The organism is Saccharopolyspora rosea (genome assembly GCF_025643595.1).
In the GTDB taxonomy this organism is placed as follows: Bacteria; Actinomycetota; Actinomycetes; order Mycobacteriales; family Pseudonocardiaceae; genus Saccharopolyspora; species Saccharopolyspora rosea.
The window spans coordinates 6,332,684-6,358,899 of the sequence record NZ_CP102826.1 but is presented as its reverse complement, the minus strand read 5'-3'; the positions used below and the strand labels follow the sequence as shown (position 1 = coordinate 6,358,899).

26 protein-coding genes are annotated in these 26,216 nt (G+C 71.4%); 10 read left to right on the top strand and 16 right to left on the bottom strand.

Features of this window, described 5'->3' with window-relative positions; translation table 11 throughout:
* Window positions 1-6: 6 nt before the first annotated feature.
* The 4 genes from NV263_RS29565 to NV263_RS29550 are packed head-to-tail and all read right to left on the bottom strand — an operon-like array spanning window position 7 to window position 4,226.
* Window positions 7-1,239 carry a glycoside hydrolase family 27 protein gene (locus tag NV263_RS29565; RefSeq protein WP_263250100.1) on the bottom strand — a complete coding sequence of 411 codons (1,233 nt, stop codon included), beginning with the start codon at window positions 1,237-1,239 and terminating at the stop codon, window positions 7-9.
* The gene (locus tag NV263_RS29560) at window positions 1,236-2,345 is read right to left on the bottom strand and encodes a pentapeptide repeat-containing protein (protein WP_263250099.1); all 1,110 of its coding nucleotides are present in this window, start codon (window positions 2,343-2,345) and stop codon (window positions 1,236-1,238) included. The genes NV263_RS29565 and NV263_RS29560 overlap by 4 nt, the downstream gene beginning before the upstream one ends.
* Window positions 2,338-3,471, bottom strand: coding sequence for a pentapeptide repeat-containing protein (locus NV263_RS29555; RefSeq protein WP_263250098.1), 1,134 nt, complete (start codon window positions 3,469-3,471; stop codon window positions 2,338-2,340). Before NV263_RS29555 ends, NV263_RS29560 begins: the two co-directional genes overlap by 8 nt.
* A 23-nt stretch (window positions 3,472-3,494) precedes the next feature.
* Window positions 3,495-4,226 (bottom strand): lysozyme, encoded by a 732-nt coding sequence (locus NV263_RS29550; RefSeq protein WP_263250097.1) that lies wholly within the window; start codon window positions 4,224-4,226, stop codon window positions 3,495-3,497.
* Window positions 4,227-4,796: 570 nt separating this feature from the next.
* On the opposite strand from NV263_RS29550, the gene NV263_RS29545 reads away from it, so the two are divergent.
* Window positions 4,797-6,941: a putative bifunctional diguanylate cyclase/phosphodiesterase gene (locus NV263_RS29545; protein WP_317630377.1), complete on the top strand. Its 2,145-nt coding sequence runs from the start codon at window positions 4,797-4,799 to the stop codon at window positions 6,939-6,941.
* A 7-nt stretch (window positions 6,942-6,948) separates the two neighbouring features.
* Here NV263_RS29545 and NV263_RS29540 read toward each other — a convergent pair whose 3' ends face one another.
* Both NV263_RS29540 and NV263_RS29535 read right to left on the bottom strand, forming a co-directional pair.
* Complete coding sequence (locus NV263_RS29540) at window positions 6,949-8,832, bottom strand: glycoside hydrolase family 15 protein (protein WP_263250096.1); 1,884 nt, start codon at window positions 8,830-8,832, stop codon at window positions 6,949-6,951.
* A gap of 149 nt (window positions 8,833-8,981) precedes the next feature.
* Complete coding sequence (locus tag NV263_RS29535) at window positions 8,982-9,548, bottom strand: type VII secretion system-associated protein (RefSeq protein ID WP_263250095.1); 567 nt, start codon at window positions 9,546-9,548, stop codon at window positions 8,982-8,984.
* A gap of 468 nt (window positions 9,549-10,016) precedes the next feature.
* Here NV263_RS29535 and NV263_RS29530 point away from each other — a divergent pair, with 468 nt between their 5' ends.
* The 6 genes from NV263_RS29530 to purM all read left to right on the top strand — a co-directional run bounded on the left by NV263_RS29530 (window position 10,017) and on the right by purM (window position 16,220).
* A complete protein-coding gene (locus NV263_RS29530) occupies window positions 10,017-10,418 on the top strand; it encodes a PRC-barrel domain-containing protein (protein ID WP_263250094.1) in 402 nt (133 codons plus the stop codon).
* Window positions 10,419-10,657: 239 nt separating this feature from the next.
* Entirely contained in the window at window positions 10,658-11,833 is a 1,176-nt protein-coding gene (locus NV263_RS29525; protein ID WP_263250093.1) for a S8 family peptidase, read from the top strand.
* Between the two features lie 255 nt (window positions 11,834-12,088).
* Entirely contained in the window at window positions 12,089-12,883 is a 795-nt protein-coding gene (locus NV263_RS29520) for a helix-turn-helix domain-containing protein (protein ID WP_263250092.1), read from the top strand.
* Window positions 12,884-12,931: 48 nt separating this feature from the next.
* Window positions 12,932-13,312, top strand: coding sequence for a sterol carrier family protein (locus NV263_RS29515; protein WP_263250091.1), 381 nt, complete (start codon window positions 12,932-12,934; stop codon window positions 13,310-13,312).
* Window positions 13,313-13,417: 105 nt separating this feature from the next.
* Window positions 13,418-15,007: an amidophosphoribosyltransferase gene (purF, locus tag NV263_RS29510; RefSeq protein ID WP_263250090.1), complete on the top strand. Its 1,590-nt coding sequence runs from the start codon at window positions 13,418-13,420 to the stop codon at window positions 15,005-15,007.
* A gap of 106 nt (window positions 15,008-15,113) precedes the next feature.
* Window positions 15,114-16,220: a phosphoribosylformylglycinamidine cyclo-ligase gene (gene purM, locus NV263_RS29505; protein WP_263250089.1), complete on the top strand. Its 1,107-nt coding sequence runs from the start codon at window positions 15,114-15,116 to the stop codon at window positions 16,218-16,220.
* 49 nt (window positions 16,221-16,269) lie between these two features.
* On the opposite strand, the gene NV263_RS29500 is transcribed toward purM, so the two are convergent.
* From NV263_RS29500 to NV263_RS29490, 3 genes are all read right to left on the bottom strand, one after another.
* Entirely contained in the window at window positions 16,270-16,884 is a 615-nt protein-coding gene (locus NV263_RS29500; protein ID WP_263250088.1) for a DUF305 domain-containing protein, read from the bottom strand.
* A gap of 68 nt (window positions 16,885-16,952) precedes the next feature.
* A complete protein-coding gene (locus NV263_RS29495) occupies window positions 16,953-17,372 on the bottom strand; it encodes a DUF6153 family protein (protein WP_263250087.1) in 420 nt (139 codons plus the stop codon).
* A gap of 398 nt (window positions 17,373-17,770) precedes the next feature.
* Window positions 17,771-17,959 carry a DUF3073 domain-containing protein gene (locus NV263_RS29490; RefSeq protein ID WP_263254421.1) on the bottom strand — a complete coding sequence of 63 codons (189 nt, stop codon included), beginning with the start codon at window positions 17,957-17,959 and terminating at the stop codon, window positions 17,771-17,773.
* A gap of 224 nt (window positions 17,960-18,183) precedes the next feature.
* Between NV263_RS29490 and NV263_RS29485 the strand changes: the two genes are divergently transcribed.
* Window positions 18,184-19,053 (top strand): hypothetical protein, encoded by an 870-nt coding sequence (locus NV263_RS29485; RefSeq protein WP_263250086.1) that lies wholly within the window; start codon window positions 18,184-18,186, stop codon window positions 19,051-19,053.
* Between the two features lie 16 nt (window positions 19,054-19,069).
* Here the strand turns inward: NV263_RS29485 and NV263_RS29480 are convergent, their stop codons facing one another.
* The 5 genes from NV263_RS29480 to NV263_RS29460 all read right to left on the bottom strand — a co-directional run bounded on the left by NV263_RS29480 (window position 19,070) and on the right by NV263_RS29460 (window position 23,148).
* Window positions 19,070-19,873: a class I SAM-dependent methyltransferase gene (locus NV263_RS29480; RefSeq protein WP_263250085.1), complete on the bottom strand. Its 804-nt coding sequence runs from the start codon at window positions 19,871-19,873 to the stop codon at window positions 19,070-19,072.
* Between the two features lie 173 nt (window positions 19,874-20,046).
* Complete coding sequence (locus NV263_RS29475) at window positions 20,047-20,982, bottom strand: asparaginase (RefSeq protein ID WP_263250084.1); 936 nt, start codon at window positions 20,980-20,982, stop codon at window positions 20,047-20,049.
* Window positions 20,979-21,539 (bottom strand): RsiG family protein, encoded by a 561-nt coding sequence (locus tag NV263_RS29470; RefSeq protein ID WP_263250083.1) that lies wholly within the window; start codon window positions 21,537-21,539, stop codon window positions 20,979-20,981. The genes NV263_RS29475 and NV263_RS29470 overlap by 4 nt, the downstream gene beginning before the upstream one ends.
* Before the next feature lie 41 nt (window positions 21,540-21,580).
* Window positions 21,581-22,720: a CAF17-like 4Fe-4S cluster assembly/insertion protein YgfZ gene (ygfZ, locus tag NV263_RS29465; protein WP_263250082.1), complete on the bottom strand. Its 1,140-nt coding sequence runs from the start codon at window positions 22,718-22,720 to the stop codon at window positions 21,581-21,583.
* Window positions 22,717-23,148, bottom strand: a complete 432-nt coding sequence (locus NV263_RS29460; protein WP_263250081.1) for a Fur family transcriptional regulator — start codon at window positions 23,146-23,148, stop codon at window positions 22,717-22,719. Before NV263_RS29460 ends, ygfZ begins: the two co-directional genes overlap by 4 nt.
* Window positions 23,149-23,264: 116 nt before the next feature.
* On the opposite strand from NV263_RS29460, the gene NV263_RS29455 reads away from it, so the two are divergent.
* Window positions 23,265-24,113: an aminodeoxychorismate lyase gene (locus NV263_RS29455; RefSeq protein WP_263250080.1), complete on the top strand. Its 849-nt coding sequence runs from the start codon at window positions 23,265-23,267 to the stop codon at window positions 24,111-24,113.
* A gap of 83 nt (window positions 24,114-24,196) precedes the next feature.
* Here NV263_RS29455 and NV263_RS29450 read toward each other — a convergent pair whose 3' ends face one another.
* Window positions 24,197-24,838, bottom strand: coding sequence for an FABP family protein (locus NV263_RS29450; RefSeq protein WP_263250079.1), 642 nt, complete (start codon window positions 24,836-24,838; stop codon window positions 24,197-24,199).
* Window positions 24,839-25,075: 237 nt separating this feature from the next.
* On the opposite strand from NV263_RS29450, the gene NV263_RS29445 reads away from it, so the two are divergent.
* Window positions 25,076-25,819, top strand: a complete 744-nt coding sequence (locus tag NV263_RS29445) for a class I SAM-dependent methyltransferase (protein WP_263250078.1) — start codon at window positions 25,076-25,078, stop codon at window positions 25,817-25,819.
* 94 nt (window positions 25,820-25,913) lie between these two features.
* On the opposite strand, the gene NV263_RS29440 is transcribed toward NV263_RS29445, so the two are convergent.
* Window positions 25,914-26,213, bottom strand: coding sequence for a DUF1416 domain-containing protein (locus NV263_RS29440; RefSeq protein ID WP_263250077.1), 300 nt, complete (start codon window positions 26,211-26,213; stop codon window positions 25,914-25,916).
* Window positions 26,214-26,216: the final 3 nt, after the last annotated feature.

Genomic DNA, 26,216 nt, shown 5'->3' with positions numbered 1-26,216 from the left:
CCCGACCTACCTCGCGGACACCCGGAGGAGCGCGACGCCGTGCGCGGGCACGACCGCCGCGATGTCCCCGGACGTCGTGGTCGTGGCGTGCGCCCAGAGGTCGCGGACGGTGCAGGCCGACGCCCGGGGCAGGCCCGCTTCCCCGGCGGTGGTGCGGATCGTCGCCGGTCGGTCGCCCCGGTTGAACAGCGCCACGACGCGGGAGCCGTCGGCCATCGGCTTCGCCCAGACCTGCTGGTCGCCGGTCGCGCGCACGGGCGTGCCCTCGATCCCGGCCGGGTCCTGGTCGACGGCGATGACCTCGGGGTTCGTCAGGGCGTCCCGCACCTCGGCGGGCATTGTCGTCACGTTGTTCCCGGCCAGCAGCGGGGCGGCCATCACCGCCCACGTGCTCAGGTGCGCCCGCGCTTCCGAGCCATTCAGCCCCCGGAAACCGTCGACGTCGTGCACGCCGACCTCCAGCATGTCCGGGTCGTGCCAGTGCCCCGGACCGGCCCGGCGGGCGGCCTTGCGGTTCACGTCGACGACGTCGACCACGCCCATCTCGTCGGCGCCGTCGGTGTGCCAGACCGGCTTGATGTCGTCGGTGGTCCGCCACTGGTGCGCGATGCCGGTCCAGTCGTGCGTCGCGCCGGTCTTGGCGGCGTGGTCGCTGTTCGGGTTGATGCTGAAGACGATCGGGCGGCCGGTGGCGCGCAGCGCGTTCCGCATCGTCGAGAACGCGTCGATCTGCTCGTCCAGCGTTCCTTCCGGTGAGCACCAGTCGTACTTGAGGTAGTCCACGCCCCAGTCGGCGAACGTGCGCGCGTCCTGCTCCTCGTGCCCCCGGCTCCCGGTCGCCCCCGGGTAGGTCCCGGACCGCTGGGCGCAGGTCCTGTCGGTCGGCACCTCGTAGAGCCCGAACTCCAGGCCCCGCGAGTGCACGTAGTCGGCCAGCGCGCGCATCCCACTGGGGAACCGCACCGGGTCGGCGCGCAGCTCGCCGCCGGCGTCGCGTCGCGGGTCGAACCAGCAGTCGTCGACGACCAGGTACCGGTAGCCCGCGTCGCGCATCCCGGACGAGACCAGGTGGTCGGCGGTGTCGCGGATCAACCGCTCGTCGATGCCGCAGCCGAACGAGTTCCAGGAGTTCCAGCCCATCGGCGGCGTCCGCGCCACCCGCGGGTCCGGCGGCGCCGCCGAGCACGCCGAACCGACCACCAGGACGACCGCCAGCACCGCCGCGAACACCGACCTCATGTCCCGACCCGGTCCTCCCACTCCTCGGGCAGGTGCACCTCGCGGTCCCGGGACGCGCGGATCCCGGTCCGCAGGACCTCGCCGCGGAACGTCGCCCGGAGGTCCACATCGTGTCCGAAGTGGACGGATCGGAAGTCGGCCTGCCCCTCGAACGACGCGTCCACCATGGACACCCGCTCGTCGAAGCGGCAGTCGGCGAACTTCGTCCGCCCGGCGAACCGGGTGCGGTCGAACATCGCGGGACCGCCGAAGTGCACCCCGCTGAACCACGCCTTGTCGTGGAAAACCGCGTCCTGGCAGCGGAAGTTGCCGGACAGCCGCCCCGGACCGGTCGTGCTGCCGGTGAACCACACCGGACCGCGGTACTCGCAGCGGCTGAAGTTGTTGCTGCTGTAGAGGTGCGCGTAGCGCAGCACCAGGGTGCCGACCTTGCGGTCGGTGAGGTCGAAGTACTCCAGCGTCGCGTTCGTCAGGTCCAGGTCGTAGGCGGGCGCGTCCACGTCCCCGGCGCGCGGCAGCAGGTCCACGACCAGTCGCTGCGCGGTCAACCGGACCTGCAACTTGCGCTCGGCGTCGGCCACGGCCTGCGGGGTCCAGGACGACTCCGGTTCGATCGCGGCGTTCTGCGGAACGGGCACACCGGGCGGAACACCGGGGGAATGCCGAGCCTGCCCGTCCTCGGCGTACCGCGGATGCCCGAAGGGCCGCCGCAGGTACGAGCACAGCACGTCCAGGACGGTCTGGGTGTACTCCGGGTTGCTGCGGGCGAGCCCGGCCAGCGCGTGCAGCGCGCCCACCCGCACCTGGTCGGTCTCGTGCCCCAGCAGTTCCACGGCCCGCGCGAAGCGCTCGTCGGCCACCCGGTCCCGGTCGAGGTCGGCGCGCCGCTGCTCGATGGCGTGCTTGCCCTCCTCGACGCGTCGGCGCCGGTCGTTGAGCCACAACGCGTACAGCGCCACCACCGACCCGGCGGCCAGACCGCCGGTGCGCAGCGCGTCCGCGCCGGTCGTCCGCGGGTCGAACGCCAGCAGCGCCGCGCTCACGCACACCAGCACCACGACCGCGAGTCCGATCGTCAGCACCAAGCCGATCTTCCGCTCACCCACGCGAGCGATTCTCCCCCGCGCTCAGTTCCGGGTGGTGCGGTTCGCGCGGAAGGCGGCCCACCGGATCGACCGGCGTGCCGCCGATCAGCAGGTCGTCGACCTGCGCCTCCGGAGCTTCCCCGGCGAACCGCAGGTCGGCGCCGCCGGGGAAGCGCGCGTGCCGCAGGTCGACGGGCGCGCCGAACCTCGCCTCGCGGAAGTAGACCCGCTCCCGGAGCACCGCCCGCTTGAGGTCCACGGCGCCGTCGAACCGGGCCCGTTCGAACCCGCACGGTCCGTACGCGCTGATCCCGCGCAGTTCCAGCTTCCCGCCGAACGCCGTGTCCTCGGCCCGGATCCGCGCCAGGAACACGCTGTCGCGGAAGTGCACCGGACCGCGGAAGACCGCCCGGTTGAGGTTCGTGGTGTGCCGGAACCGGCAGCGGTAGGCCGCAACGCGACCCACCACCCGGTCCGACAGGTCGAACCGCTCCAGCCACGCCCGGGTCAGGTCCAGGTCGTACACCTCCGGATCGGCCTCGGAGGTGGTCGGCAGCAGGTCGCGGACCAACCGCTGCGCGGCCTGCCGCGCGTGGCGTTCCCGTTCCAGCTCGGGGCTGATCCGCGACCACTGCTCGGCGTCGTCCGGCAGGTCCTCCGGAAGTGTCCACTTCGGATGGTCGAACGGGCGCCGCAGGTACGAGCACAGCACGTCGAGCACGGTCTGGGTGTACTCGCGGTGGCTGCGCGCCAGCCCGGCCAGCGCGTGCAGCGCCCCCACCCGCACCTGGTCGGTCTCGTGCCCCAGCAGTTCCACGGCCCGCGCGAACCGTTCGTCGGCGGCCCGCTCCCGGTCCTGCGCGGCACGCCGGTCCTCCAGCGCCTGCCGCTGCTGCTCCAGGGCGTAGCGCTGCCCGTCGAGTTCCTGCCGCCGCTGGTCGAGCCGCTGCCGTTCCTCCTCGACTCGCCGCCGCCGGTCGTTGAGCCACAGCGCGTACAGCGCCACCACCGACCCGGCGGCCAGCCCTCCGGTGCGCAGGGCGTCGGCGCTGGTCACGCGAGGGTCGAACAACAGCAACGCGGTGCTGGAGCAGACGAGCACCAGCACCGCGGTCGTGATGGTCAGGGGTAGTCGGCGATCGCGCACGACCCCTGATCTTTCCCGGCGGTTCAGCCGTTGGCCAGCGCCTGCAACCGGTCCATCCCGCCGTTGAAGGAGTTCTTGTCGAGCGGCGAGGACGTGTACTGCCAGATGGTGTGCACGGTCCAGCCGACCGGCAGCGGGCCGACGCTGCTGCCGTAGCGGGCGACCCACAGCGGGTTGGTGGAGCTGAAGTCGCCGTCCACGCAACCGTTCCACCAGTTCGTGCTGGTGTAGATCACCGGCCAGCGGCCGGTGCGCGCGTGGTAGGTGTCGCTGAAGTCCTTGATCCACGCGGTCATCTGGCCCTTGGCGAGCCCGTAGCAGTTGTCGCCGTACGGGTTGTACTCGATGTCCAGTGCGCCGGGCAGCGTCTTGCCGTCCCGGGACCAGCCGCCGCCGTGGTCGACGAAGTAGTTGGCCTGCACCGCGCCGCTGGAGCGGTCCGGCAGCGCGAAGTGGTAGGCGCCGCGGATCATTCCCACGTTGTAGGAACCGTTGTACTGCTGGGCGAAGTAGGGGTTCGTGTAGCTCGTTCCCTCGGTCGCTTTGACGTAGGCGAACCGCATTCCCTGGTTCCACCACGACTGCCAGTCCACGTTGCCCTGGTGCGCGCTGACGTCCATGCCGGCGACCGTGGCCAACGGGTCCAGCTGCGGGAGCGGTACGGTCTCGCCGGCTCCCTCGTGCGTCCGGATCTGCGAGCCCATCGGGTGGTCGACTTCGGTGTCGCTCGATTGGCCGTTGACGAACTGCGACATCGCCCTGTCCCTTCCGGATGAGGTGGCGCCGGCGTTCGCGGGAATGCACAGCAGGAGTAGCCCAGCGCAGATCAACGATGATATGGAGAGCAGGCCACGCCTGCGACCAAGTCCACACGGATGGTTCATCGGGGCCTCTTCGGTTCTGGTTGCGCTACGTCGCTGGTGCGACGGCGGTTTGGACCGAAAGTGTGGCCAACCGTTTTCCGGTTCTGTAGACCCTGTGTTAGTTTTTAACCGGATCGGCCCAATCCGGACATCTGGGCGCCTGGCGCCGGTCAACAGACGTGTGGCGATTGCAATACCGGCACAACGCCGCGGCGGTGCCGCGCGTCGAACAACAGCAGACCGATCACGAGGGGCCGTTTTCGGAACGGGGCAGCCACGGACAGTGATCAAACTAAGGTCGGGCTGGCCTGAGGGTCTGCCCCGAGGGGGTGGTTTGCTACCCCGGGTGCCGGACGCGATGTTCGACCATCAGACCGATGCGGTCGTATGCTCCGAACCAGAACGGCCCAGGCAGATACGACGATGGAGGGCGCCCCAGGCATGACCGGCTGGACAGCGCCTGTGCCCAGCGCTCACGAAGTGGCCGTCGAGGTGACCCGGGCCGATCGGCGGCGCTTCGCCGCGGTGTGGGCTCAGGCACTCATGGGCACCAGCTACGTGCCCATGACCAGTGCCGAGGTCGAGGGACGACTGTGCGGTTACACCGACCGGCTGGTCGACGCACTGCTCAGCGACCCGTTCGACCCGTCGGCGGCGCGCGCCGTCGGCGTGGACCTCGTCGGCGTCCACTTCACCAGCGCCGAATCCCTGGCCCGCACCATCGACCTGCTGGGCGACGAGATCCTCGACGTCCTGCGGCTGGGCAGCAGCCCGACCTGGCGGGACCGGGTGGCCGCGTTGCAGGGCGCGCTGTGCTCCGGGTTCGTCCAGGCCGCCCGCAAGCGGACCCTCGACGAGCAGGAGGCCATCCGGCAGGCGGTGCTCGACGCCCGCGACTCCGTCGAACAGGCGTTGCGCACCAGCGAGGCCCGGTTCCGCGCGATCTTCGCCGAGGCCGCCATCGGCATCGGCATCGCCGACACCGGGGGCCGGATCCTCGAAGTAAACGATTCACTCAGGCGCATCCTGGCCCGTCCCTCCGAGGAACTGCGCCGGATAATGGTGCACGACCTGATGCACCCCGCCGACACCAGCGGGATGTGGCGGATGTACGAGGAGCTGGTCCGCGGCGAACGCGACCAGTTCCGCGTCGAGAAGCAGTTCAACCGGCCCGACGGCAGCACGGTGTGGACCGAGCTGATCGTGTCCCTGGTGCGCGGCGAGGACGGGCTGCCGCTGTACCAGGTCGCGATGATCGAGGACGTCACCGACCGCCGGATGCTCCAGGAGCGGCTGCGGCACCAGGCGATGCACGACCCGCTGACCGCGCTGCCCAACCGCGCGCTGTTCCTGGAACGGCTCACCGCGGTGATGCAGGAGCACGAACCCGGTGACCGGGTCGCGCTGTGCTACATGGACCTGGACGGCTTCAAGGTCATCAACGACAGCCTCGGCCACCACGTCGGCGACGACCTGCTCGTCGCGGTCGCCGAGCGGCTCGCCGGCGCGATCCGCGGTGACGACCGGCTGGTGGCGCGGATGGGCGGCGACGAGTTCGTCATCCTCGTCGAGGACTCCACCGGCACCGACCAGGCCATCGAGGTCGCCGACACGGTCCTGCGGGCGCTCGACGAACCGATCCGCATCGGCGGTCACGAGCTGTCGGTGTCGGCCAGCATCGGCATCGTCGAACGGCCGGTGCGCGGGCAGACCGCCGCCGAACTCATGCGCGACGCCGACGTCACGCTCTACTGGGCCAAGGCCGACGGCAAGGGCCAGTGGGCGCTGTTCGACCCGGTGCGCAACGCCAACGAGGTCGCCCAGTTCCGGCTGTCGGCGAAGATGCCCGCCGCGCTGGAACGCGGCGAGTTCTACGTGGACTACCAACCGCTGGTCGGGTTGCGGGACTTCGGCGTCGTCGGCGTCGAGGCGCTGGTGCGCTGGGCGCACCCCGAACTCGGGCGGCTGGGCCCGGACAAGTTCATCGCCCTCGCCGAGGAGACCGGGCTCATCGTGCAGCTCGGCCGGTGGGTGCTGCGCGAGGCGTGCCGCCAGGCGCGCAAGTGGCAGGACGACTTCGGGGCCGCGGCGCCGTTCATCAGCGTCAACCTCGCCGTCCGGCAGTCCCGCGATCCCAACCTGGTCGCGCACGTCGCGGAGATCCTGGAGGAGACCGGGCTGGAACCGTCCCGGCTGCAACTGGAGCTCACCGAGAGCGCGATCATGGGCACCGCCGACGAACCCCTGGACGCGCTGCGCGCGCTGTCCCGGATGGGCGTGCGCATCGCCATCGACGACTTCGGCACCGGCTACTCCAACCTCGCCTACCTGCGGCACCTCCCGGTGCACGAGCTGAAGATCGCGGGTTCGTTCATGGAGGGCCTGCGCGACGCCGAGTGCGCCGACCCGGTCGACGCCCGCATCGTCGGCACCCTCGTCGACCTCGCGCACGCGCTCGGCCTCACCGTCACCGCCGAAGGCGTGGAGACGCACGCGCAGGCGCGGCGCATGGCCGAGATCGGTTGCGAGACAGGTCAGGGCTACCTGTTCGCCCGGCCCTGCACCCCCGAGGACATCCGCGACTTCATCGCCTCCCGCCTCGACTGACGGTTGGTCACCAGGCGTCGGGTCGGGGGTCGCGGCGGCTCCGGGCACCGCGGCGGCGACCGCCGTAGAGCACGGAGGCCGCGTTCACCAGCGCCAGGTGGCTGAACGCCTGCGGGAAGTTGCCGGTGAACCGGCCCGCGCGGGCGTCGTACTCCTCGGAGTAGAGACCCAGGTCGTTGGCCAGGTCCAGCAGGCCGCGGAACATCCGCTCGGCCTCGTCCTGCCAGCCGCAGTAGTGCAGCGCGTCGACCATCCAGAACGAGCAGGCCAGGAAAGAACCCTCGCGCCCGCTCAGCCCGTCCACCTCGTGCTGGTCCTCGCTGGTCGAGTAGCGGTCCACCAGGTACCCGTCGCGCTGGAGCTCCCGCTGGACGGCGCGGACCGTGCTGCGCACCCGCTCGTCCGTGCCCGGCAGGAAACCGGCCCCCGGGATGAGCAGCGTGGCCGCGTCCAGCGAATCCCCGCCGTAGTACTGGGTGAACGCCCCGCGGTCCGGGTTCCAGCCGTGCTCCAGGACCTCGGCGTGCACCTCGTCGCGGATCTGCCGCCACCGCGCGACCGGTCCGCGCAGGCCGTCCTCCTCCACGGCGCGGATCGCGCGGTCGAACGCCACCCACACCATCACCCGCGAGTGCGTGAAGTACCGGTCCGGGCCGCGCACCTCCCACAGGCCGCGGTCCGGTTCGCGCCAGATCCGCTCCAGGTGCCGCAGCATCCCGCGTTGCAGCGCCCAGCTCTCCTCGTTCTCCGGCAGACCGCGTTCGCGGGCGAGGTGCAGCGCGTCCATGATCTCGCCGTAGACGTCGAGCTGGAGCTGCCGGGACGCGGCGTTGCCGATGCGCACCGGTCCGACGCCCTGGTAGCCGGGCAGCCACTCGGCCTCCCACTCCAGCAGGTGCCGCTCGCCCTGGACGCCGTACATGATCTGCAGGTCGGCCGGGTCGCCGGCGACGGTGCGCAGCAGCCAGTTCCGCCAGTCCTCGGCCTCCTGGGAACACCCGAAGTTGTCCAGTGCGAGCAGGACCAGCGTGGCGTCGCGCAGCCAGCAGTAGCGGTAGTCCCAGTTGCGCTGACCGGTCAGCGACTCCGGCAGCGACGTGGTCGGCGCGGCGACGATCCCGCCGGAGGGCTGGTAGGTGAGCGCCTTGAGCGTCGCCAGCGACCGGTGGATCGCGGTCCGGTGCGGACCGGCGTAGGTGATCTTCTCCGTCCACCCGCGCCAGAAGTCCTCGCTGTCGCGGACTTCCTGGTCCGGATCGCGCGGCGCGGGCAACTCGTCGGGGTCCGGCGCCCACTGCATCACCCACGACATCCGCTCCCCGGCGCGCAGCGTGAAGACCAGCTCGTGCGCGCGCTCGTTGCGCGCCCGCTGCGGCAGCACGTCGCCGCGCAGCACCACGATGTGCGGCCCGGCGATGGCCAGGACGAACTCGTCGAGCACCGGTTCGGTCTCGCGGACGCGGCGCACCCACGGCACCGCGTCGGCGTAGGCGAACCGGACGACCCAGCGCAGCTCGACGTCCACTTCGCCGGACAGGCCCTCGACGGTGCGGACCACGCACGGCGAGTCGTGGGAGTGCTTCTCGCGCGGCGGCATGGTGTCGACCAACCGCATCGTCCCGGTGTCGGTGCTGAACTCCGTTTCCAGCACCAGCGAGTTGTCCCGGTAGCGGCGGCGCACTTCGCGGACCGCGCCCGTCGGCGCGATCCGCCAGTGGCCGTGGCGTTCCGAGCCGAGCAGCCGGGAGAACGTCGCGGGGGAGTCGAAGCGGGGCAGGCAGAGCCAGTCGATCGACCCGTCCTTGCCGACCAGCGCGGCCGTCCGCAGGTCGGAGAGCAGGGCGTAGTCCTCGATGGGGCCGGGCCCGGAGTGCTGGTGATCGCCCGTCACGCCGCCGAGACTAGGCATTCGGGAAGGGCCGGGCCAACCGTGTCCCCAGCTGTGGACAACTCGACCCGGCCTGTGGACAACTCCGGTGCCTGTCCTCTTCTCTTCCGGGGACTTGCACCGCCAGGCGAAACGAGTTCGAAGAAGAAAACTCAGGACGTCGCGGCGCGGAGCAGCACACCGTACGGGATCACCGCCTGCACCGCGTCGTCCAGGTTGAGCCCGAGGTCCAGACCTTGCAGCACCTCCGGCAGATCGCGTCCCGCCACCCGGCGGTATCCGGGCCAGTCGGCGGGAAGTCGGGACACCGACGTGCAGGCCGGGACGAGCTGGCTGCCGTCGGACATCTCGGCGGCGTAGACCGACCGCTCCTCGGGGTCCGGCGAGTACAGCAGCACCTCCCCGGCCAGCACGGCGGCCGTCAGCTCCGCCTCCGGGGCCTGCCCGGTGGAGATCCGCTCCAGCGCCGCTTCCAGCGCGTTGGTCGGCTCGGGCCGGTCGGTGGCCAGCGGGGAGGGCACGTAGCCGTCGTTGAACTGGAAGTCCTCGTCGATCTCGCCGTGCTCGTCGATCCGGTAGGCGCCCACCACGCCTTCCGGCGGCACCTCGCCCTCGTCGTCGGAGTACCCGGGGTCGACGATGTAGAGCCAGGTGCCGGGATTCTGCCGGGCGTGCTCGCGCAGCTGCTCGGTGATGGGCGGGGCGGTGCGGTCGGTCATGCGAACTCCGGTCTGTGCGGGGGCGCCCGGTCGGACGCCCCGTCGAGGGTGCCAGGTGTGCGGACCGTATTCAGTGGACGGTCGCGAACCAACCCGTTGCGTGGTGCCGTCCGTCGTGCCAGCAGGGGAGACTGGTCGGGAGACGACCGGCGGCCCGGGGAATGCGGTGGTGCAGCGGACTCCGCGGGAGGTGATGGCCGGGTTCGGCACTGCGGCGGCGCAACGGACTTCGCGGGTGCGGGCGACATTCGGGACCGCGCCTGCTCAGCCGCCTCCAGGGTGGTGGTCGGGTGACGGTTGTGGGGTTGTGGCGGCTTGCCGCCTCCTTGGGGGGTGGTGGTCGGGTGACGGTTGTGGGGTTGTGGCGGCTTGCCGCCTCCTTGGGGGGTGGTGGTCGGGTGACGGTTGTGGGGTTGTGGCGGCTTGCCGCCTCCTTGGGGGTGGTGGTCGGGTGACGGGAGGGCGGCGATGATCGGTCAGCGGGAAGCGTTGCGGATGTTCGGGTGCGAGGTCTTCGACCCGGAGGGGCAACGGGTCGGCATCGTGGGGCAGCTGTTCCTCGACGACGTCACCGAGCAGCCCGCCTGGATAACCGTCCAAACAGGACTATTCGGCACGAACGAGAGCTTCGTGCCGCTGGAGGGCGCCGCGTTCGACGGCGACACGCTCACCGTCGCGGTCCGCAAGGAGGTGGTGCGCCAGGCACCGCACGTGGACCTGGACCAGGGCGACCTCCCGGTCGAGCAGGAACGCGCGCTGTACCACTACTACGGGATCACCTACGGCGTCGTCCCGGATGCCACCGAGCCCGAGTCCGCTTACGTCGAAGCGGTCCGACTGCGATTGCGACGCTGGGTAGCCGCGACGTGAATTCCCGGCGTCCTCGATGAGTCCTCCCGCGCTGTCGCGAAACCCTCGCGGCAGCGCGGTTTTTGCTGCTCATTCCCGGTAGGCGCGCCAGAGCTGGGAATGTGTTCACCTCTCTGTCCGATTGTTTGGCGACAAGTCGCCAACATCACCCGGTCGTGTGTTCTCCCTGGTTACGTTCCGGTCCTGAAACGCCGTCACGTTTCGCCTGGAACCCCGGGTGACGTTGAAGGAGGGGACACATGAGGAAGCTGCTCTACGGCGCCGGGGCGGGGGTCGCGGCAGCGGCGCTCGTCTTCGCCGGAGCTCCGGCGGGTGCGCAGCCGGAACTGAACCTGGCGCCGTTGGCGCTGCACCCCGAGGCGCAGAGCAAGGGGAGCCCGAACGACGTCTACCTCGTCAACCTCAAGGACGGGATCGCGCCGCAGGGCGTCGCCGAGTCGCTCGGCGTCCACCCGCGGTTCGTCTTCGACCACAGCATCAACGGCTTCTCCGCCGAGCTGACCCCGCAGCAGCTGCAGAAGGTCCGCGCCAGCGACAAGGTGCAGAACGTCTCGCAGAACTACCACGTCGAGGTCGAACCCTCTCACGGCCCCGCCGAGGTCGGCTCCTGGGGCATCGACCGGCTGGACCAGCCGAAGCTGCCGCTGGACAACAAGTACGAACCGAAGGGCACCGGCAAGGGTGTCACCGCGTTCATCATCGACACCGGCATCGACCCGTCGCACCCGGAGTTCGAGGGCCGCGCCAAGATCGGTTTCGACGCGACCGGTGGTAACGGCCAGGACGGCCACGGCCACGGCACCCACGTCGCGGGCACCATCGGCAGCAAGGACTACGGCGTCGCCAAGCAGGTGAGCCTGGTCGGCGTGAAGGTGCTCAACGACCAGGGCAGCGGCACCACCGAGGACATCGTCAAGGGCATGGACTGGGTGGCCCAGAACCACCAGGGCCCGTCGGTGGCCAACATGTCGCTGGGCGGTCCGAAGGACCCGGCCCTGGACGAGGCCGCGACCAAGCTGGTCAACAGCGGCGTCTTCCTCGCGGTGGCCGCCGGCAATGAGAGCCAGGACGCGTCGAACACCTCCCCGGCCAGCGCCGAGGGCGTGTTCGCGACCGCGGCCTCCGACAAGAACGACAAGTCCGCCGAGTTCACCAACTTCGGCAAGGTCGTCAAGGGCTACGCGCCCGGCGTGGACATCGTCTCGACCGTTCCCGGTGGCAAGACCGAGACGATGAGCGGCACCTCCATGGCCAGCCCGCACGTGGCCGGCGTCGGTGCCCTCTACCTGGAGGCCCACTCCGACGCCAAGCCCGCGGACGTGATCACCGGGCTGCAGGGGCAGGCTTCCAAGGGCGTGATCCAGGGCGCCCCGCAGGGCACCATCGCCGACCTGCTGCAGATCGGCGACCTGTGATCAGGTAGGAAACCGTGCACACCGGGCCCTTCTCCCCGAGCGGGAGGAGGGCCCGGCGCGCATCCGGGCCTACTGCAATCGGGGGATGCCGGGATACCGTCGAACGGTTTCATTCGGACGTCGGGCCGACGTTTCGCGCGAAAGTCGGTTCTCCCGGCTTCCGCCGGTGGATAACTTGAACGATCGCGGGGGTGTTGAGCGCCGTCGCGGCACCCGGATCGATGGTGTCGTCGGTGCTTCGAGGAGGGGTGTGCCGTGCTACCCGGATACACCGAGCAGCTGGAACGCGCTGAGCAGACGAACGTGCCCGGTGCGCGGCCGACGGCCGCCGCCCAGGCGCAGGCGGAAGCCCGCGAGGCCGTCCGGTCCGTCACGCGGGCCGCTCGCGCGCAGGCGGGCAGCAGCGGCGTGCTGCAGGTCGTCCACGGGACCAAACGAGTGGGCTGGGCGGCCTACGAACTGCAGCGCAGCGCCACGAGCCTGGTCCAGGGCGTGGCGAAACCGCCGTACGCGACGACCGGGCCGCTCGACTCGCTGGAGTCGCGCAAACTCGCCGAAGGCGTCCGCTACCAGGTGCTCTACGACCGTTCCGCGCTCGCGCTGCCGCCGCAGAAGGACATCACCACCAAGCTGGTCGCGATGGGCGAGCAGGCGCGGGTGATCCACGTCGCCCCCACCAAGCTGATCATGGTGGACGGTGAGATCGCCCTGCTGCCGCTGACCGTCAGCGACACGGCGGTGGAGAGCGCCGTGGTGATCCGCAGCTCGGCGATGCTGGCCGCGATCGCGCGGATCTTCGAGGACCTGTGGCGCTTCGCCGCGCCGTTCACCGGCAGCCACGACCTGTCCGGTGACGAGGTGCAGCCGACCGAGGAGGAGCGCTGGATCCTCTCGCTGCTCGCCTCCGGCGCCACCGACGACACCATCGGCCGCCTGATGGGTTTCAGCGCCCGCACCGCGCACCGCCGCGTCCGCGAACTCATCGCCCGCCTCGGCGTCGAGACCCGCTTCCAGGCCGGCATGCAGGCGGTCAAGCTCGGCTGGCTGTGAGAGCGGCGTCCCGGCGGGGCCCGCGAGGCGGCGTTCTAGGCTTCGGGCATGGCTCGTCGTGCCGTTGATCCGGGTGAGGTCCGCGACGCCGTCGTCGCGGTGCGCGGCTGGCTGGACGACGACAGCGCGCGGCCCGCGCGCACCGAGCTCGCCGCCGCGGTGCGGCTGAGCCTGCGCACCCTGGAGCAGGTCGCCCCGGGCCACAGCGTCGAGGTGCGGGTCCCGCCGTTCGCGGCCGTGCAGTGCGTGGCCGGTCCCCGGCACACCCGAGGCACCCCGCCGAACGTCGTGGAGACCGACCCCCGCACCTGGCTGCTGCTGGCCACCGGGCGGCTGTCGTGGGACGAGGCCGTCGCGCGCGGAGCCCTCACCGCGTCCGGCTCCAGGGCGGACGTGTCGCAGTGGCTCCCGCTGGTGCGCATCGCGTGATCGCCGGGCGATGAGACGTCCACCACTGGAGCGCGGGGGCGATCGGCGCATTGCGCCCTGTTTACACTGAGGTGTAACTCCGGCTCCGTCCCCGAGGAGTTTTCGGTGGTCACCGACCGTCCGGTCAACGCAGGCAAGGATCAGTCGGCCCCTGCGGCCGCGGACCCCGTCGAGCACGACGTTCCCCGCGAGGAATGCGGCGTCTTCGGCGTCTGGGCACCTGGCGAGGAAGTCGCCAAACTCAGCTTCTACGGCCTGTACGCCCTGCAACACCGCGGCCAGGAGGCCGCGGGCATCGCCGTCGGCGACGGCTCGCAGGTGCTGGTGTACAAGGATCTCGGCCTGGTCAGCCAGGTCTTCAGCGAGCAGATCCTGGCGTCGCTGCAGGGCCACGTCGCCGTGGGGCACGCCCGCTACTCCACGACCGGCGGCGGGACCTGGGAGAACGCCCAGCCGACCTTCCGCACCACGGCCACCGGCAGCGGCCTGGCCCTCGGTCACAACGGCAACCTCGTCAACACCGCCGAGCTGGTGGACCGCGTGGTCGCCGAGGGCGTCGACACCGTCGCGGCGAACGCGTCCTCCCCGGCCAACGGCTGCGAGCGCGCCACCTCCGACTCCGACCTGGTGTGCGGGCTGCTCGCGGCCCGCGCCGCGGACAAGGGCCTGGAGCAGGCCGCGATGGAGCTGTTCCCCACCGTGCGCGGCGCGTTCTCCATGGTGTTCTGCGACGAGGACACCCTCTACGCCGCCCGCGACCCGCAGGGCGTGCGCCCGCTGGTGCTCGGCCGCCTGGAACGCGGCTGGGTGGTCGCCAGCGAGACCGCCGCGCTGGACATCGTGGGCGCGTCGTTCGTGCGCGAGGTGGAGCCCGGTGAGCTGCTGGCCATCGACGCCGACGGGCTGCGTTCCCAGCACTTCGCCAGCCCCAAGCCCAAGGGCTGCATCTTCGAGTACGTCTACCTGGCGCGGCCGGACACCACCATCTCCGGGCGTTCGGTGCACGGCACCCGCGTCGAGATCGGCCGCCGGCTCGCCCAGGAGCACCCGGTCGAGGCCGACCTGGTGATCCCGGTCCCGGAATCCGGCACGCCCGCAGCGATCGGTTACGCCCAGGCGTCCGGCATCCCCTACGGCAACGGCCTGGTCAAGAACTCCTACGTGGGCCGGACGTTCATCCAGCCCTCGCAGACCATCCGGCAGCTCGGCATCCGGCTCAAGCTCAACCCGCTCCGCGAGGTCATCCGGGGCAAGCGGCTGGTCGTGGTGGACGACTCGATCGTGCGCGGGAACACCCAGCGCGCGCTGGTCCGGATGCTGCGCGAGGCGGGCGCGATCGAGGTGCACGTGCGCATCGCGTCGCCGCCGGTCAAGTGGCCGTGCTTCTACGGCATCGACTTCGCCTCCCGCGCCGAGCTGATCGCCAACGGCCTGGACATGGACGGGGTGCGCCGCTCGATCGGCGCCGACAGCCTCGGCCACGTGTCGCTGGACGGCCTGGTCGCCGCCACCGAGCAGCCGCGCAGCCGGCTGTGCGCGGCGTGCTTCGACGGCGACTACCCGATCCCGCTGCCGGACGACGCCCGGCTCGGCAAGTACCTGCTGGAGGGCAGTTCGGAACGCGGCGTCGCGGGTCCGGCGGAACCCGTCCTGTCCAGCGGATATGGTGCGGCTGACGCGCTGCGCAGGCCGTGAACCTCCCTGATCGACGCCAGAACGGGTCGCTCTCGCGCGTAGCGTGGGTTGTGCTACACATGCGCGTCCGGCGAATCGCAATCACGCACCAGATGTGGAGCTAGTCGTGTCCGAAGACCTGCTTGCGGGGTCTGCCCAGAGTCCGAACGCCACCTACGCCGCGTCCGGCGTGAGCATCGAGGCGGGCGACGAGGCCGTCGAGAAGATGCGCCCGTGGGCGCAGCGCGCGACCCGACCCGAGGTCCTCGGTTCGCTCGGCGGGTTCGCCGGTCTGTTCCAGTTGAAGCTGGACCGCTGGAAGGAGCCGGTGCTCGCCTCGTCCACGGACGGCGTGGGCACCAAGCTCGCCGTCGCGCAGGCGTTGGACGTGCACGACACGGTCGGCATCGACCTGGTCGCCATGGTCGTCGACGACCTGGTGGTCTCCGGTGCGGAGCCGCTGTTCCTCCAGGACTACATCGCCGTCGGCCAGGTCGTGCCGGAGCGGATCGAGGCGCTGGTCAAGGGCGTGTCCGAGGGCTGCGTGCAGGCGGGTTGCGCGCTGCTGGGCGGGGAGACCGCCGAGCACCCCGGCATGATGGCGCCGGGCGAGTACGACATCTCCGCCACCGGCGTCGGCGTGGTCGAGGCCGAGGCCATGCTCGGCCCGGACAAGGTGCGGCCCGGTGACGTGGTGATCGCCATGGGTTCCTCCGGCCTGCACTCCAACGGCTACTCGCTGGCCCGGCACGTGCTGCTGGACATCGCCCGGATGCCGCTGGAGGGCCACGTCGAGGAGTTCGGCCGGACGCTCGGCGAGGAGCTGCTGGAACCGACCCGGATCTACGCCAAGGACTGCCTGGCCCTGGCCGCCGAAGCCGAGGTGCGGACGTTCGCGCACGTCACCGGCGGCGGCCTGGCCGCCAACCTGGCCCGGGTGATCCCGCCCGGCCTGACCGCGGTGCTGGACCGCGGCACGTGGACGCCGGACCCGGTGTTCGGGCTGATCGCCCAGCGCGGCCGCGTCGACGCCGCGGAGATGGAGCGCACCTTCAACATGGGCATCGGCATGGTCGCGGTCGTCACGGCCGAGGACGTCGACCGCGCGCTGGCGGTGCTCACCGCCCGCCACGTCCCGGCCTGGGCGCTGGGCGAGGTCGCCAAGCAGCCGACCGTGGAGGGCACGACCGAGGACGACCGCGTCGTCGTCCGCGGCGACCACCCCCGCTTCTGAGCCGAGGGCGGCCGCCCGCAGCGCGGACGGCCGCCCTCGCGTTCGAGCCTCAGCGGTTCCCGAGCAGACCGTTCATCTCGTTGATCTCGGCCTGCTGCGAGTCGATGATGTGCTGCGCCATGGCCTTGGCGTCGGGGTTGCGCCCACCGGCGAGTTCGGCCTTGGCCATCTCGACGGCGCCCTGGTGGTGCTGGATCATCATCCGCAGCCACATGCGGTCGAAGTCCGCGTCCCGCGCCTTCTCCAGCGCCGCCATGTCACCGGCGCTCATCATGCCGCTCATCTGGTGACCCTGGTGGCCCATGTTCCCCATGTTCCCCATGTCGCCCATGTCGTGGCTCTGGTGCTCCTGCGCGCCCGGCTTCCAGGCCGCCAGCCAGCCGTTGAGCCGGTCGATCTCGGGCTGCTGCGCGGCCCGGATCCGGTTCGCCAGGCCGGTCACCGCCTGGTCGTGGGTGCGGCTGGGCACCATGTCCGCCATCTGCACCGCCTGCTGGTGGTGCGGAACCATGCCCTGCGCGAACGTGACGTCCGCCGGGCCGAAGTCGGCCTGCGGGGCGGTCTGGTGCGTCTCGTGCGACGACGAGGGCGCCTCGTTGGCGCCGCAGGCGCCGAGCAGAGCGGTGGCGGCGATCATCGCCGCCGCGAGCGTGCGGGTGTGCATGAAGTTCGTCTCCTTCGGACGGATTCGGATGTGACGAGTGCCGGCGGACCGAGGTCCGGCCGCGCCTGTCACAGCCGCAGCACCCGCAGCGAGTACACGTCAGGAGTCGGAAGAGGTGGTGGGTGGCGCGGTCGTCCACCCGCGTACGAGCGGCCTCCGGCCGCGAAGGGCCAGGGCCGCCCCAGCCGGTGCAGCAGCAGGGCGGACAGCAGCAGCCCGGCGACCAGGATCGCCAGGCACAGGTGCAGCATCCAGCCGTGACCGTGATCACCGCAGCAGCCGTCCCCGGCCTTCGCATGCCCGGACGGTGCCGCCGCGACGTCCGGCGAGGCGCTCGGCAGCACCATCTCGTGGCTGCTGCCGACATCCGCCGCCGACCGCGGAACCGGGAGTTGGTGCATGGCGACGACGCCGAACACCAGCAGGCACAGCAGCACGACGCGCGCCGCGAACCGCACCGCGCTGTGCCGCACCGAACCTGCTCCCATCACCTGGAAAATACCCCAAGGGGGTAGATCGCCGCCGGATTCCCGACCGCTCCCGGGAATCCCGGCCGCTCCCGGCTCGTTGTAGGAAGAGCCGGTGTGCGCGTGCCCCCCGGGCTCCAACCACTGCCTGCGGGGAATACCGGTCCGGCCGGAGCCCCGCAGCGCCATCCGCCGAGAGGCGGCCCGCACACCGGCCCTCCCGCCGCGGAATGCGGGCACACGCACGAGTGGCGTCGCCGGTTTCCCCGGCAACGCCACTCGTCGTTCTCCTGTTGCGTCGGTGCCCTGCGAACCCGTAAACCCCACCCGCTCGCGTCGGGTCAGATCACGACGACTCCCGGCGCACACGACCGCCGTGTGGACAGCGCACATCCGCCGTCCACTCGGTGAGGTGTGCTTCAGCGCCGGTCGTAGTCGTAGTCGTCGTACCCGTCGTCGTACGAGTCTTCGCGGTCCTCATCGGACCACTCGCCAGACCGATTCGAGGACAGCTCTCGCTGCAACGCCTCGATGTCCATGGCGGGGGAGTTGTACTTAAGCTCGCGGGCCACCTTCGTCTGCTTGGCCTTAGCCCGGCCGCGCCCCATGGCTCGACCCCCTCGCACAGGGTGTGCGGGGCGGACAGGGGAACGTCGGCCCCGCATGATCTCGACAACTTTTCCTGTAACTACCGTACCGTGTCGAGCCGGTTCTACGCGACGTGGTGCCGGGACTGAGTGAGCGTGTCGTGAGTGACCTCGAACTCGGGTCGATCACGGGGCCCGTCGAGGCTCCGGGACCGCTGCTGCGCGGGCATGGCACCATGCTCGCTGTGCCTGAGCCGTTCGTCGCCTACCTGAGGGTGTACGAACCCTTGTCGGCTTTCGAGTCGCCCATGCGCGAGCGGTTGGCCGCGGCCGTCGAGCGCGGCGCGGTCGACCCGTTCGACGCCGGCAACCGGGAGCAGGACGTGTGGTTGCGCACCCAGATCACCGCGCCGCCGCGGCTGCTGCCCGGGGACGCCGCCGAGGAGGACCCGGGCGACGTCCTGGTGCTCGATCCGCAGGACGTACCCACCGCCCCGGCGGCGATGGTCGGCCCGGCTCCGCTGGTGTGCCCGCTGGACCTGCGCGGCCGCTCGGCCGCGGCCCTCGTCGGGTTCCTCGGCGCGGCCGAGGTGCCGCTGCGGTCCGCGGTGCTGTCGGTGCCCGCGGACAAGGCCAAGGTCCGGGCGAACGCCGTGGTCAGCGAACTGGCCGGTTCGGCGGTGCACGTGCTGTCGTCGACCTGGACGGTGCCGCTGCCGTGGTTCGTGCTGGTGGACCCGGCCGAGCGCACCGAGCTCACCGACGGCGAACGGCGCCGGGTGTGCTGGCGCACCCCGATGGCCGACGCGCGGCGGCGCGTCGCCCGCGCGCACGCCATCGGCAAGCAGTCGATCGGCGAGGAGGGGCCGACGCGCATCCTCCGCGAGACCGGCCGCTGGCTGGAGCGCTTCCACCCGCACTCGGCGGTCGAGCTGGACTACGGCGGCCTGGTGCAGCTGATGTCCGACAGCGACCTGGAGGCCGACACCTCCGCCGAGGACGTGCACGCGATCGTCGACGCGATGGAGTCCGACGACGCCGAGGAGGTCGGCGAGCGCTACGAGGCGCTCCGGGATTTCTGGGCCGAGTTCGCCGCCCGGGAGCGCAACAACTGACCGACGCGGACGCCGATCAGGCGCGACAGCGGATCTCGCTGTTGAGGATGCCGAACCAGGCGTCGGGTGCGTCGATCCAGGCGTGCCAGGCGGCGGCCAGCTCCTCCAGCTCCTCGCGGGTCGCCAGACCCCGGGAGATCGCCTGGTCGGCGAAGGACGACATCCGGATGCGGTCGGCCCACAGGTTGCCCCACCAGGAGCGCTCCTCGGGTGTGGCGTAGCACCAGCCGGACACCGTGCACGTGATGTCGGTGAACCCGGCTTGCTGCGCCCACCCCTTCAGCAGCCGCCCGCCGTCCGGGAAGGCGCCGTTGCTGCGGGCCACCGCGTGGTACAGCGCCAACCACCGGTCCAGGCCCGGGTTGTCCGGGGACCACCGGAAGCCGCCGTAGTCCGCGTCGCGGACGGCGACCAGCCCGCCCGGGCGGCACACCCGGCGCATCTCCCGCAGCGCCGCGACCGGATCCGTCAGGTGCTGGAGCACCTGGTGGGCGTGCACCACGTCGAAGGAGTCGTCGGCGTGGGGCAGCGCGTAGACGTCGGCTTCGGCGAACTCGACGTCGTCCAGCCCGCGCTCGGCGGCCCCGGCCCGCGCGATCTCCAGCGGCTCGGCGACGTTGTCCACGCCGACCACCCGGCCGGCCAGCTCGGCGAAGTCCAGCGTGATCGTGCCCGGCCCGCACCCGATGTCGAGCAGCTCGGTGTCCGGCCGCAGGTGGGGGATCAGGTAGCCGGCGGAGTTCTCGGCGGTGCGCCAGGTGTGCGAGCGCAGGACGCTCTCGTGGTGCCCGTGGGTGTAGGTGTCCTGAGGCGTGCCCATCCGAACCTTCCCGGTGTAGTCGCTGTTTCGTCGCTGTCTCAGAATTTGGAATATCAGTACCAGAATATGAGCCTACTCCCGGGAAAGGGCTGATGGGAAGCGTTTTGATCTCCCGCACGAACGAAGAAGGCCCGCACCTCGCGATGAGGTGCGGGCCTTGGCGGGTTCGGGAGCTAGTCCAGGATTCCCGGCAGCAGGCGCACGGTGCCGACCGGCTGACCCCCGCCCAGCAGCGGCGACTCCGCCAGCTCGTCCAGTTCGGCGGAGCGCACGCCGAGCGCGCGCAGCGCACCGACCGCGACCGGCAGCCGCGCCCGGTCGGCGCCGTCGGAGATCTTGACCGCGACCGCGCGGCCGTCGGGCAGCGCGAACGCGATCACGCCCTCGGCGCCGATCTTCGACACCAGGCCGGGCACCGCGCCCATCAGCTCGGTGTCCTCCCGGCCGGTGCCCGCGACCAGCCACGGGTGCGCGCGCATCGCGTCGGCGACCGGCAGCCCGCGGATGCCCTGGAACAGCCGGGCGAGCCCGGTGAGCGAGATCGCGAACAGCGGCGCGCCGCAGCCGTCCACCGAGGTCACCGCGACCGGCTCATCGGCCAGCTCGACGACCGTGTCCTGGATCACCTGCTGCAGCGGGTGCTTCGGGCTCAGGTAGTCCTCAGTGGACCATCCGCGCTGGACGCAGGTGGCGAGCATCGCGGCGTGCTTGCCCGAGCAGTTCATGGTGATCCGCTGCTTGCCGAACCCCGCCGTGGCGCGGGCGTCCCGGGCCGCCGTTCCCAGCGGCCAGTCCGGCGGGCACTGCAGGTCGTCCTCGGTCAGACCGTAGCGCTCCAGCACCTCGCGCACCCGCTCCAGGTGCCCGTCCTCGCCGCTGTGCGAGGCCGCGCCGAGCGCGACGTCGGGTTCCGGCAGCTCGACACCGGCGCGCAACATGCCGGCCGCCTGCGCGGGTTTCAGCGACGAACGCGGGTACATCGGGACGTCGACCGCGCCGAGGGCGCGCAGCACCGACCCGTCCGCGTCCAGCACGACGACCGATCCGTGGTGCACCCCCTCCCGCAGTCCACTTCGGACCAGTTCGACGAGCGGGACGGATTCGTTCACTGCCTGTCTCGTTCCTCCGCCAGCAGATCATCCACCGAGGCGGCTCCTTCGCGGTACCGGCGCGCGATCTCCGCGTTCAGCCGGTCCACCACTTCCTGCACTTCCCGGCGTCGCTGGGACACCGAGTCCTCTTCGGCAGTGTAGGCGCGCAACGCCTGGTCGAGCTTGGCCGAGGAAAGCGACATCACATCGGACAGGTCCACGTCCGAGACCAGCGCCTCGGCATGCCTGCGGTGCGCTTCCGCCCGCGACGGCTCGACGGTCTGGTACCGGCCGGATCCCGTGGCGGGCCCCACGACGTTGTCGGAGAGGATGTTGACCAGCTGCTCCACCACCGACGCCGAGCCGTTCTCGGTGCGCCTGCGCTGTTCGGCGCGCACGATGTCGATCCGCGCGTGCAGCACGCGGCGCAGGTAGGACAGGTCCGTCTCCTCCTGCGCGGCCTCGTCCCGCAACCCGCGCACCTCGGCGAGTTCGCGCTGCTCGATCCCTGTGGTGTAGTCCGGGGACAGGACCCTGTCGATGCGGCGCCGTCCACCCGGGCGGACTTCGATCACGTGGCCATCCTCCGGTTCGTCGAGTGTGCTCGCCAGCAGTGTCAGTGCCGCAGGCCCCGCGCGGCGACCCGTCCCGGGGGCTCTCCGGTGTCCGGGGGGACCGAGTCCGGGTCCACCGCGGCGGCCACCGAGCGGTCCTGCTCGGGGTCGCCGGCCGTCAGCTCCGCGTCCACCGGGGCGGAGCGCTTGAGCAGCGCCAGCGCGACCGGTCCGAGCTCGTGGTGCTGCACCACGCTGCCGACCCGGCCGACGGCGCGCTCGCCGTGCCGCACCGGGTCGCCGGTCTCCGGCAGGACGTCCACCGAGCCGTCCAGGTGCAGCAGCACCATGCGCCGCGGCGGTTTGCCGACGTTGTGGACCTTCGCCACGGTCTCCTGGCCGCGGTAGCAGCCCTTGGCGACGTGCGCCGCCACGTGGATCCAGCCCAGCTCGTGCGGGATCGCGCGTTCGTCGGTGTCCAGGCCGACCCGCGGGCGCAGCGCCTCGACCCGCAGCGCCTCGAAGGCGAGCGTGCCGGACGGGCGGACCCCGGCGTCGGTCAGCTTCGTCCACCAGTCGACCAGCGAACCGCGCGGCACCACGAGGTCGGCGGTGTACAACGCGCGGAACGGGACCTGCCGGGCGAACCCGCCGCCGGGCAGCCCGACGACGTCGTAGGGCTTCGACGGCACGTCGGCGAACCGGGCCAGCACCCCGGCCGCGTCCGGGCCGATCAGCGTGAGCACCGCGAATTCCCCGGTGGCGTCGCGGGGCTCCACTTCGGACCAGAAGCGCATCGCCTCCAGGTACTCCGGCAGCGCCTGCCTGCCGTCCACGCCGATGGTCGGCAACGCGCTGGTGGCCTGCGCGCCGCGATCGGTGTCCAGGTACACGACCCCGTCGTGGTGGGCGACCATCAGGTGGCAGTCCACCCGCCCGTGGCTGTCGAGCACCAGCGCCTCGGTGCCCCGGCCGTCCGCCAGCTCGCTGACGTGCTGGGACAGCACCAGGTGCAGCCAGCTCAGCCGGTCCTGGCCGGGAACCGCGATCACCTGCCGGTGCGAGCGGTCCACGAGCACCGCGGAGCGGGTGGCGGAGCGCTGCTCGGCGAACGGGTCGCCGAAGTGCCACGGCACCCCCACGTCCGGCGACTCGTCCGGCGCGGGAACCGCACCCGGCAACTGCAGCAGGGGTGAACTCATCGGTGCTCCTCGGTGCTTCGGCAGTCCCGGCACGTGCCGGACAACGCCAGGTGGGTCGCGTCGAGCGCGAAGCCGCGCGCCCGCAACAACCGCTCGGCGAGTTCGTCGAGCATCTCGCAGGGCACCTCGTCGACGCGCCCGCAGCGGTGGCACGCGAGGTGCACGTGCTCGTGCTCCTCGACCGAGTACGTGGGAGCGCCGTGCCCCAGGTGCGTGTGGCGGACCAGCCCCAGGTCTTCGAGCAGGTCGAGCGCCCGGTAGACGGTGGTGATGTTGACCGTGGAGGCGGTGCCCTGCACCCGCCTGCACACCTGCTCCGGGGTCGCGTGGCCGAGTTCGCGCACCGCGTCCAGCACCAGCTGGCGCTGCGGGGTCATCCGCATTCCGCGTTGGTGCAGGGTGTTGCGCAGCGATCCACGGTCGCTCACGGCCCGCTCCTGTGCTCGGCGCGTTCGGTCGGCGTCGCCCTCGATCGTAACGCCGTCCGCGGACCGGGCGGTCGGCCGCGCGGCACCGACGTCCCCCGCGGTTCTAGGCTGCCGCTATGCGTGTACTGGCACTTCTGGACGGAACGATCGTCGATCCCGAAGCTCCGCTGCTGCGGGCCGACGACCTCGGTGTGATGCGCGGTGACGGCATCTTCGAAACGATCCTGGTCGTCGACCGCCGGCCCCGGGAACTCGGACCGCACCTGGACCGGCTGGCCAACTCCGCCCGGCTGATGGGGATCGCGCTGCCGGAGCGCGCCGCGTGGGAGCGCGCGGTGCGGGCGGTCGTCGACGACTGGCCGTGGGAGACCGACCCGGAGATGGCGCTCAAGCTGGTCTGCACCCGCGGAGTCGACGGCGGCGACGGCACCCCCACCGGCTTCGCGATGGGCATGCAGGTCGGCGCGGAGACCCTGCGCAAGCGCAACGAGGGCGTCTCCGCGATCACCCTGGAACGCGGCTACGCGCCCGATCTCACCGAACGCGCCCCGTGGCTGCTGCTCGGCGCCAAGAGCCTGTCCTACGCGGTGAACATGGCCGCGATGCGGGAGGCCGAGTCCCGCGGCGTCGACGAGGTCATCTTCACCGCCACCGACGGCTCGGTGCTGGAGGGTCCGACGTCCAACGTGGTCATCGCGAAGGACCGGGTGCTGTGCACCACCCCGCCGAGCTCGGGAATCCTCAAGGGCACCACGCAGGGGGCGCTGTTCCGGGCGGCCGAGGAGCACGGCTGGCGGACGCGGGTGGAGAAGTTCGACACCGCCGACCTGTTCGCCGCCGACGGCGTGTGGCTGGCCTCCAGCGTCCGGCTGATCACCCAGGTCCGCACCGTCGACGGCACGCCGGTCAGCGCGGACGCCGACCTGCACGCCGAGCTGTGCAAGCTCTACGAGTCCAACTACTGACCGGAGCGGCGGGCAGTCACGGGTCTCGCGCGCCGATGACGTCGGTGCCGCGCGGGAAGCCGCCCGCGCGCATCGGCGCCGCCTCAGCCGACGACGCGGTCCAGCTTCGCGGACAGGCGCGGCTGGAGCTCGTGCTCGGACGTCGCGCGCTCCTCGACGTAGGCCAGCGCGCCGTCGACCACGCCGTACAGCCGACTCGCGGCCGTGACGTCCTCGCTGGTCGGCGTGCGCAGCACCGCGTCGGTGCCGAACTGCCACGACGTCTGGTTCAGCGGCTTGCCGAAGAACATCTCGGCGACACCGGTGTGGTGCATGACCAGCAGCTCGATGGTGTCGTCCGGCTGCGGACGCCAGAAGCCGTACTCGCGGAACGCCGGTTCGACTACGTTGCCGCCCTCGCCGTCGAGCCGCCACGCGCGGCTCTCGTAGGTCAGGAACGGGCGGCCGTCGTGCGCGATGGTGATCTGCTGGAGGAAGCGGTACGGCTCACCCAACGACGGGTGCTTCGCCTCGCCTTCCCCGCGCCACACGCCGACCAGCGGCAGCAGCGCCAGGCACGCGTCGTCCAACGACGGACCCAGGCGCAGGTTGGCCGTGTCCGGCTCCCCGGGCAGGTCGTCGAAGTCCGGGACGTTTCGGTGGCGGGTGTACTCGGCGCGTTCGGCCGCGGCACGCACCGCGGCGTCGCCGCTGCCGGGTTCCGGCTGGTTGGGCGTCGCAGTCATCGTCGTGAGGTTACCTGGCGGTGCTGATCAGTCGCTGTACAGGCGGTACACCACGTAGCAGGCGAACCAGATCGTCGCGACCGTCGCGACCCCGAGCAGGACCACCAGGCCGTAGTGCAGCGCGTTGATGAGATCCACGCGCAAAGGATAACCACCACGCGGGCCCGCCGGGGTGTGGCGTCCGGCATGATCTGGCTCGTCACTGCAGTCGAGGCCCACCGGCGGGACGAGGATCACATGGACTTCGAGACGTTGCGCGACCGCGCGCTCGCGTTCCGCGACGAGCTGCTGGCGCGCAAGGAGAAGATCGCGCCGACCGACTTCGGCTGGTACCCGTACGACACGATGGCGAACGTCTTCCACCTGGACGCGCTGCTGAGCGGGTCCCGACGGGAGGTGTTCGACGAGCTCGCCGGGACCCGGGTCGCCGACATCGGCGCCGCCGACGGCGACTTCGGCTTCTTCCTCGCCCAGGAGCTGGGCTGCTCGGTGGACCTGGTCGACAACGCGCCCACCAACTTCAACGGCCTGCGCGGCGCCCGGCGGCTGGTCGAGGAGCTGGCCGCGGACGTCCGGGTGCACGAGATCGATCTGGACTCGCAGTTCCGGCTGCCCGCCGAGCACTACGGCGCGGTGTTCTTCCTGGGCCTGCTGTACCACCTGAAGAACCCGTTCTTCGTGCTGGAGTCGCTGGCCCGGCACGCCCGGCTGTGCTTCCTGTCGACGCGCGTGGCGCAGGTGGCGCCGGACGGCACGCGGCTGCGCGATCAGCCGGTCGCCTACCTGCTGGACCCGGCCGAGGCCAACGACGACGCCACCAACTTCTGGATCTTCAGCGAGACCGGTCTGCGGCGGCTGTTCGACCGCACCGGCTGGGAGGTCCTGGACTTCACCTCGGTCGGCTGCCGGGAGGACTCCGACCCGCGCAGCCCCGACCGGGACGAACGGGCCTTCGCGCTGCTGCGCTCCCGCCGGTCCTGAGCGGCTGCCCCGGACGTCGGGGCGCCGGTGGCGCGAACGCGCGGGAGGGGCCGGTCCGCGGTGGACCGGCCCCTCCCGCGCGGTGTCCTCGTCGTCAGGCGACGGCGATGTCGACCGGGTGCACGCCCGGCCCGTCGGCGGCGACGTCGGCCTGGCCGTTGCCCTCGCGGTGCAGGGCGCGCACGGTCCAGGTGCCCGGCGCCGCGTAGAACCGGAAGTCACCCTCGGTCGAGGAGACGACCTCCGCGGTGAACTCCCCGGAGGAGTCGAGCAGGCGGACGAAAGCGCCGCCGACCGGCTGTTCGCCGGACCGCACCTTGCCCGCCACCACGACCTGGTCGGTGTCCGCCTCGGCCGGCGCGGCCGACTGCTGCGGTGCTCCGCATCCACTCATGTC

What these genes read in the sequence shown, in the direction of transcription:
- ygfZ (WP_263250082.1), bottom strand. Translation starts at nt 22,720, where the DNA reads ATGAGTTCACCCCTGCTGCAGTTGCCGGGTGCGGTTCCCGCGCCGGAC.
- NV263_RS29480 (WP_263250085.1), bottom strand. Translation starts at nt 19,873, where the DNA reads ATGGGCACGCCTCAGGACACCTACACCCACGGGCACCACGAGAGCGTC.
- NV263_RS29535 (WP_263250095.1), bottom strand. Translation starts at nt 9,548, where the DNA reads ATGACCGACCGCACCGCCCCGCCCATCACCGAGCAGCTGCGCGAGCAC.
- NV263_RS29495 (WP_263250087.1), bottom strand. Translation starts at nt 17,372, where the DNA reads ATGGGAGCAGGTTCGGTGCGGCACAGCGCGGTGCGGTTCGCGGCGCGC.
- NV263_RS29550 (WP_263250097.1), bottom strand. Translation starts at nt 4,226, where the DNA reads ATGTCGCAGTTCGTCAACGGCCAATCGAGCGACACCGAAGTCGACCAC.
- NV263_RS29455 (WP_263250080.1), top strand. Translation starts at nt 23,265, where the DNA reads ATGCGTGTACTGGCACTTCTGGACGGAACGATCGTCGATCCCGAAGCT.
- NV263_RS29490 (WP_263254421.1), bottom strand. Translation starts at nt 17,959, where the DNA reads ATGGGGCGCGGCCGGGCTAAGGCCAAGCAGACGAAGGTGGCCCGCGAG.
- NV263_RS29450 (WP_263250079.1), bottom strand. Translation starts at nt 24,838, where the DNA reads ATGACTGCGACGCCCAACCAGCCGGAACCCGGCAGCGGCGACGCCGCG.
- NV263_RS29500 (WP_263250088.1), bottom strand. Translation starts at nt 16,884, where the DNA reads ATGCACACCCGCACGCTCGCGGCGGCGATGATCGCCGCCACCGCTCTG.
- NV263_RS29565 (WP_263250100.1), bottom strand. Translation starts at nt 1,239, where the DNA reads ATGAGGTCGGTGTTCGCGGCGGTGCTGGCGGTCGTCCTGGTGGTCGGT.
- NV263_RS29515 (WP_263250091.1), top strand. Translation starts at nt 12,932, where the DNA reads ATGGCTCGTCGTGCCGTTGATCCGGGTGAGGTCCGCGACGCCGTCGTC.
- NV263_RS29530 (WP_263250094.1), top strand. Translation starts at nt 10,017, where the DNA reads ATGATCGGTCAGCGGGAAGCGTTGCGGATGTTCGGGTGCGAGGTCTTC.
- NV263_RS29440 (WP_263250077.1), bottom strand. Translation starts at nt 26,213, where the DNA reads ATGAGTGGATGCGGAGCACCGCAGCAGTCGGCCGCGCCGGCCGAGGCG.
- NV263_RS29525 (WP_263250093.1), top strand. Translation starts at nt 10,658, where the DNA reads ATGAGGAAGCTGCTCTACGGCGCCGGGGCGGGGGTCGCGGCAGCGGCG.
- NV263_RS29445 (WP_263250078.1), top strand. Translation starts at nt 25,076, where the DNA reads ATGGACTTCGAGACGTTGCGCGACCGCGCGCTCGCGTTCCGCGACGAG.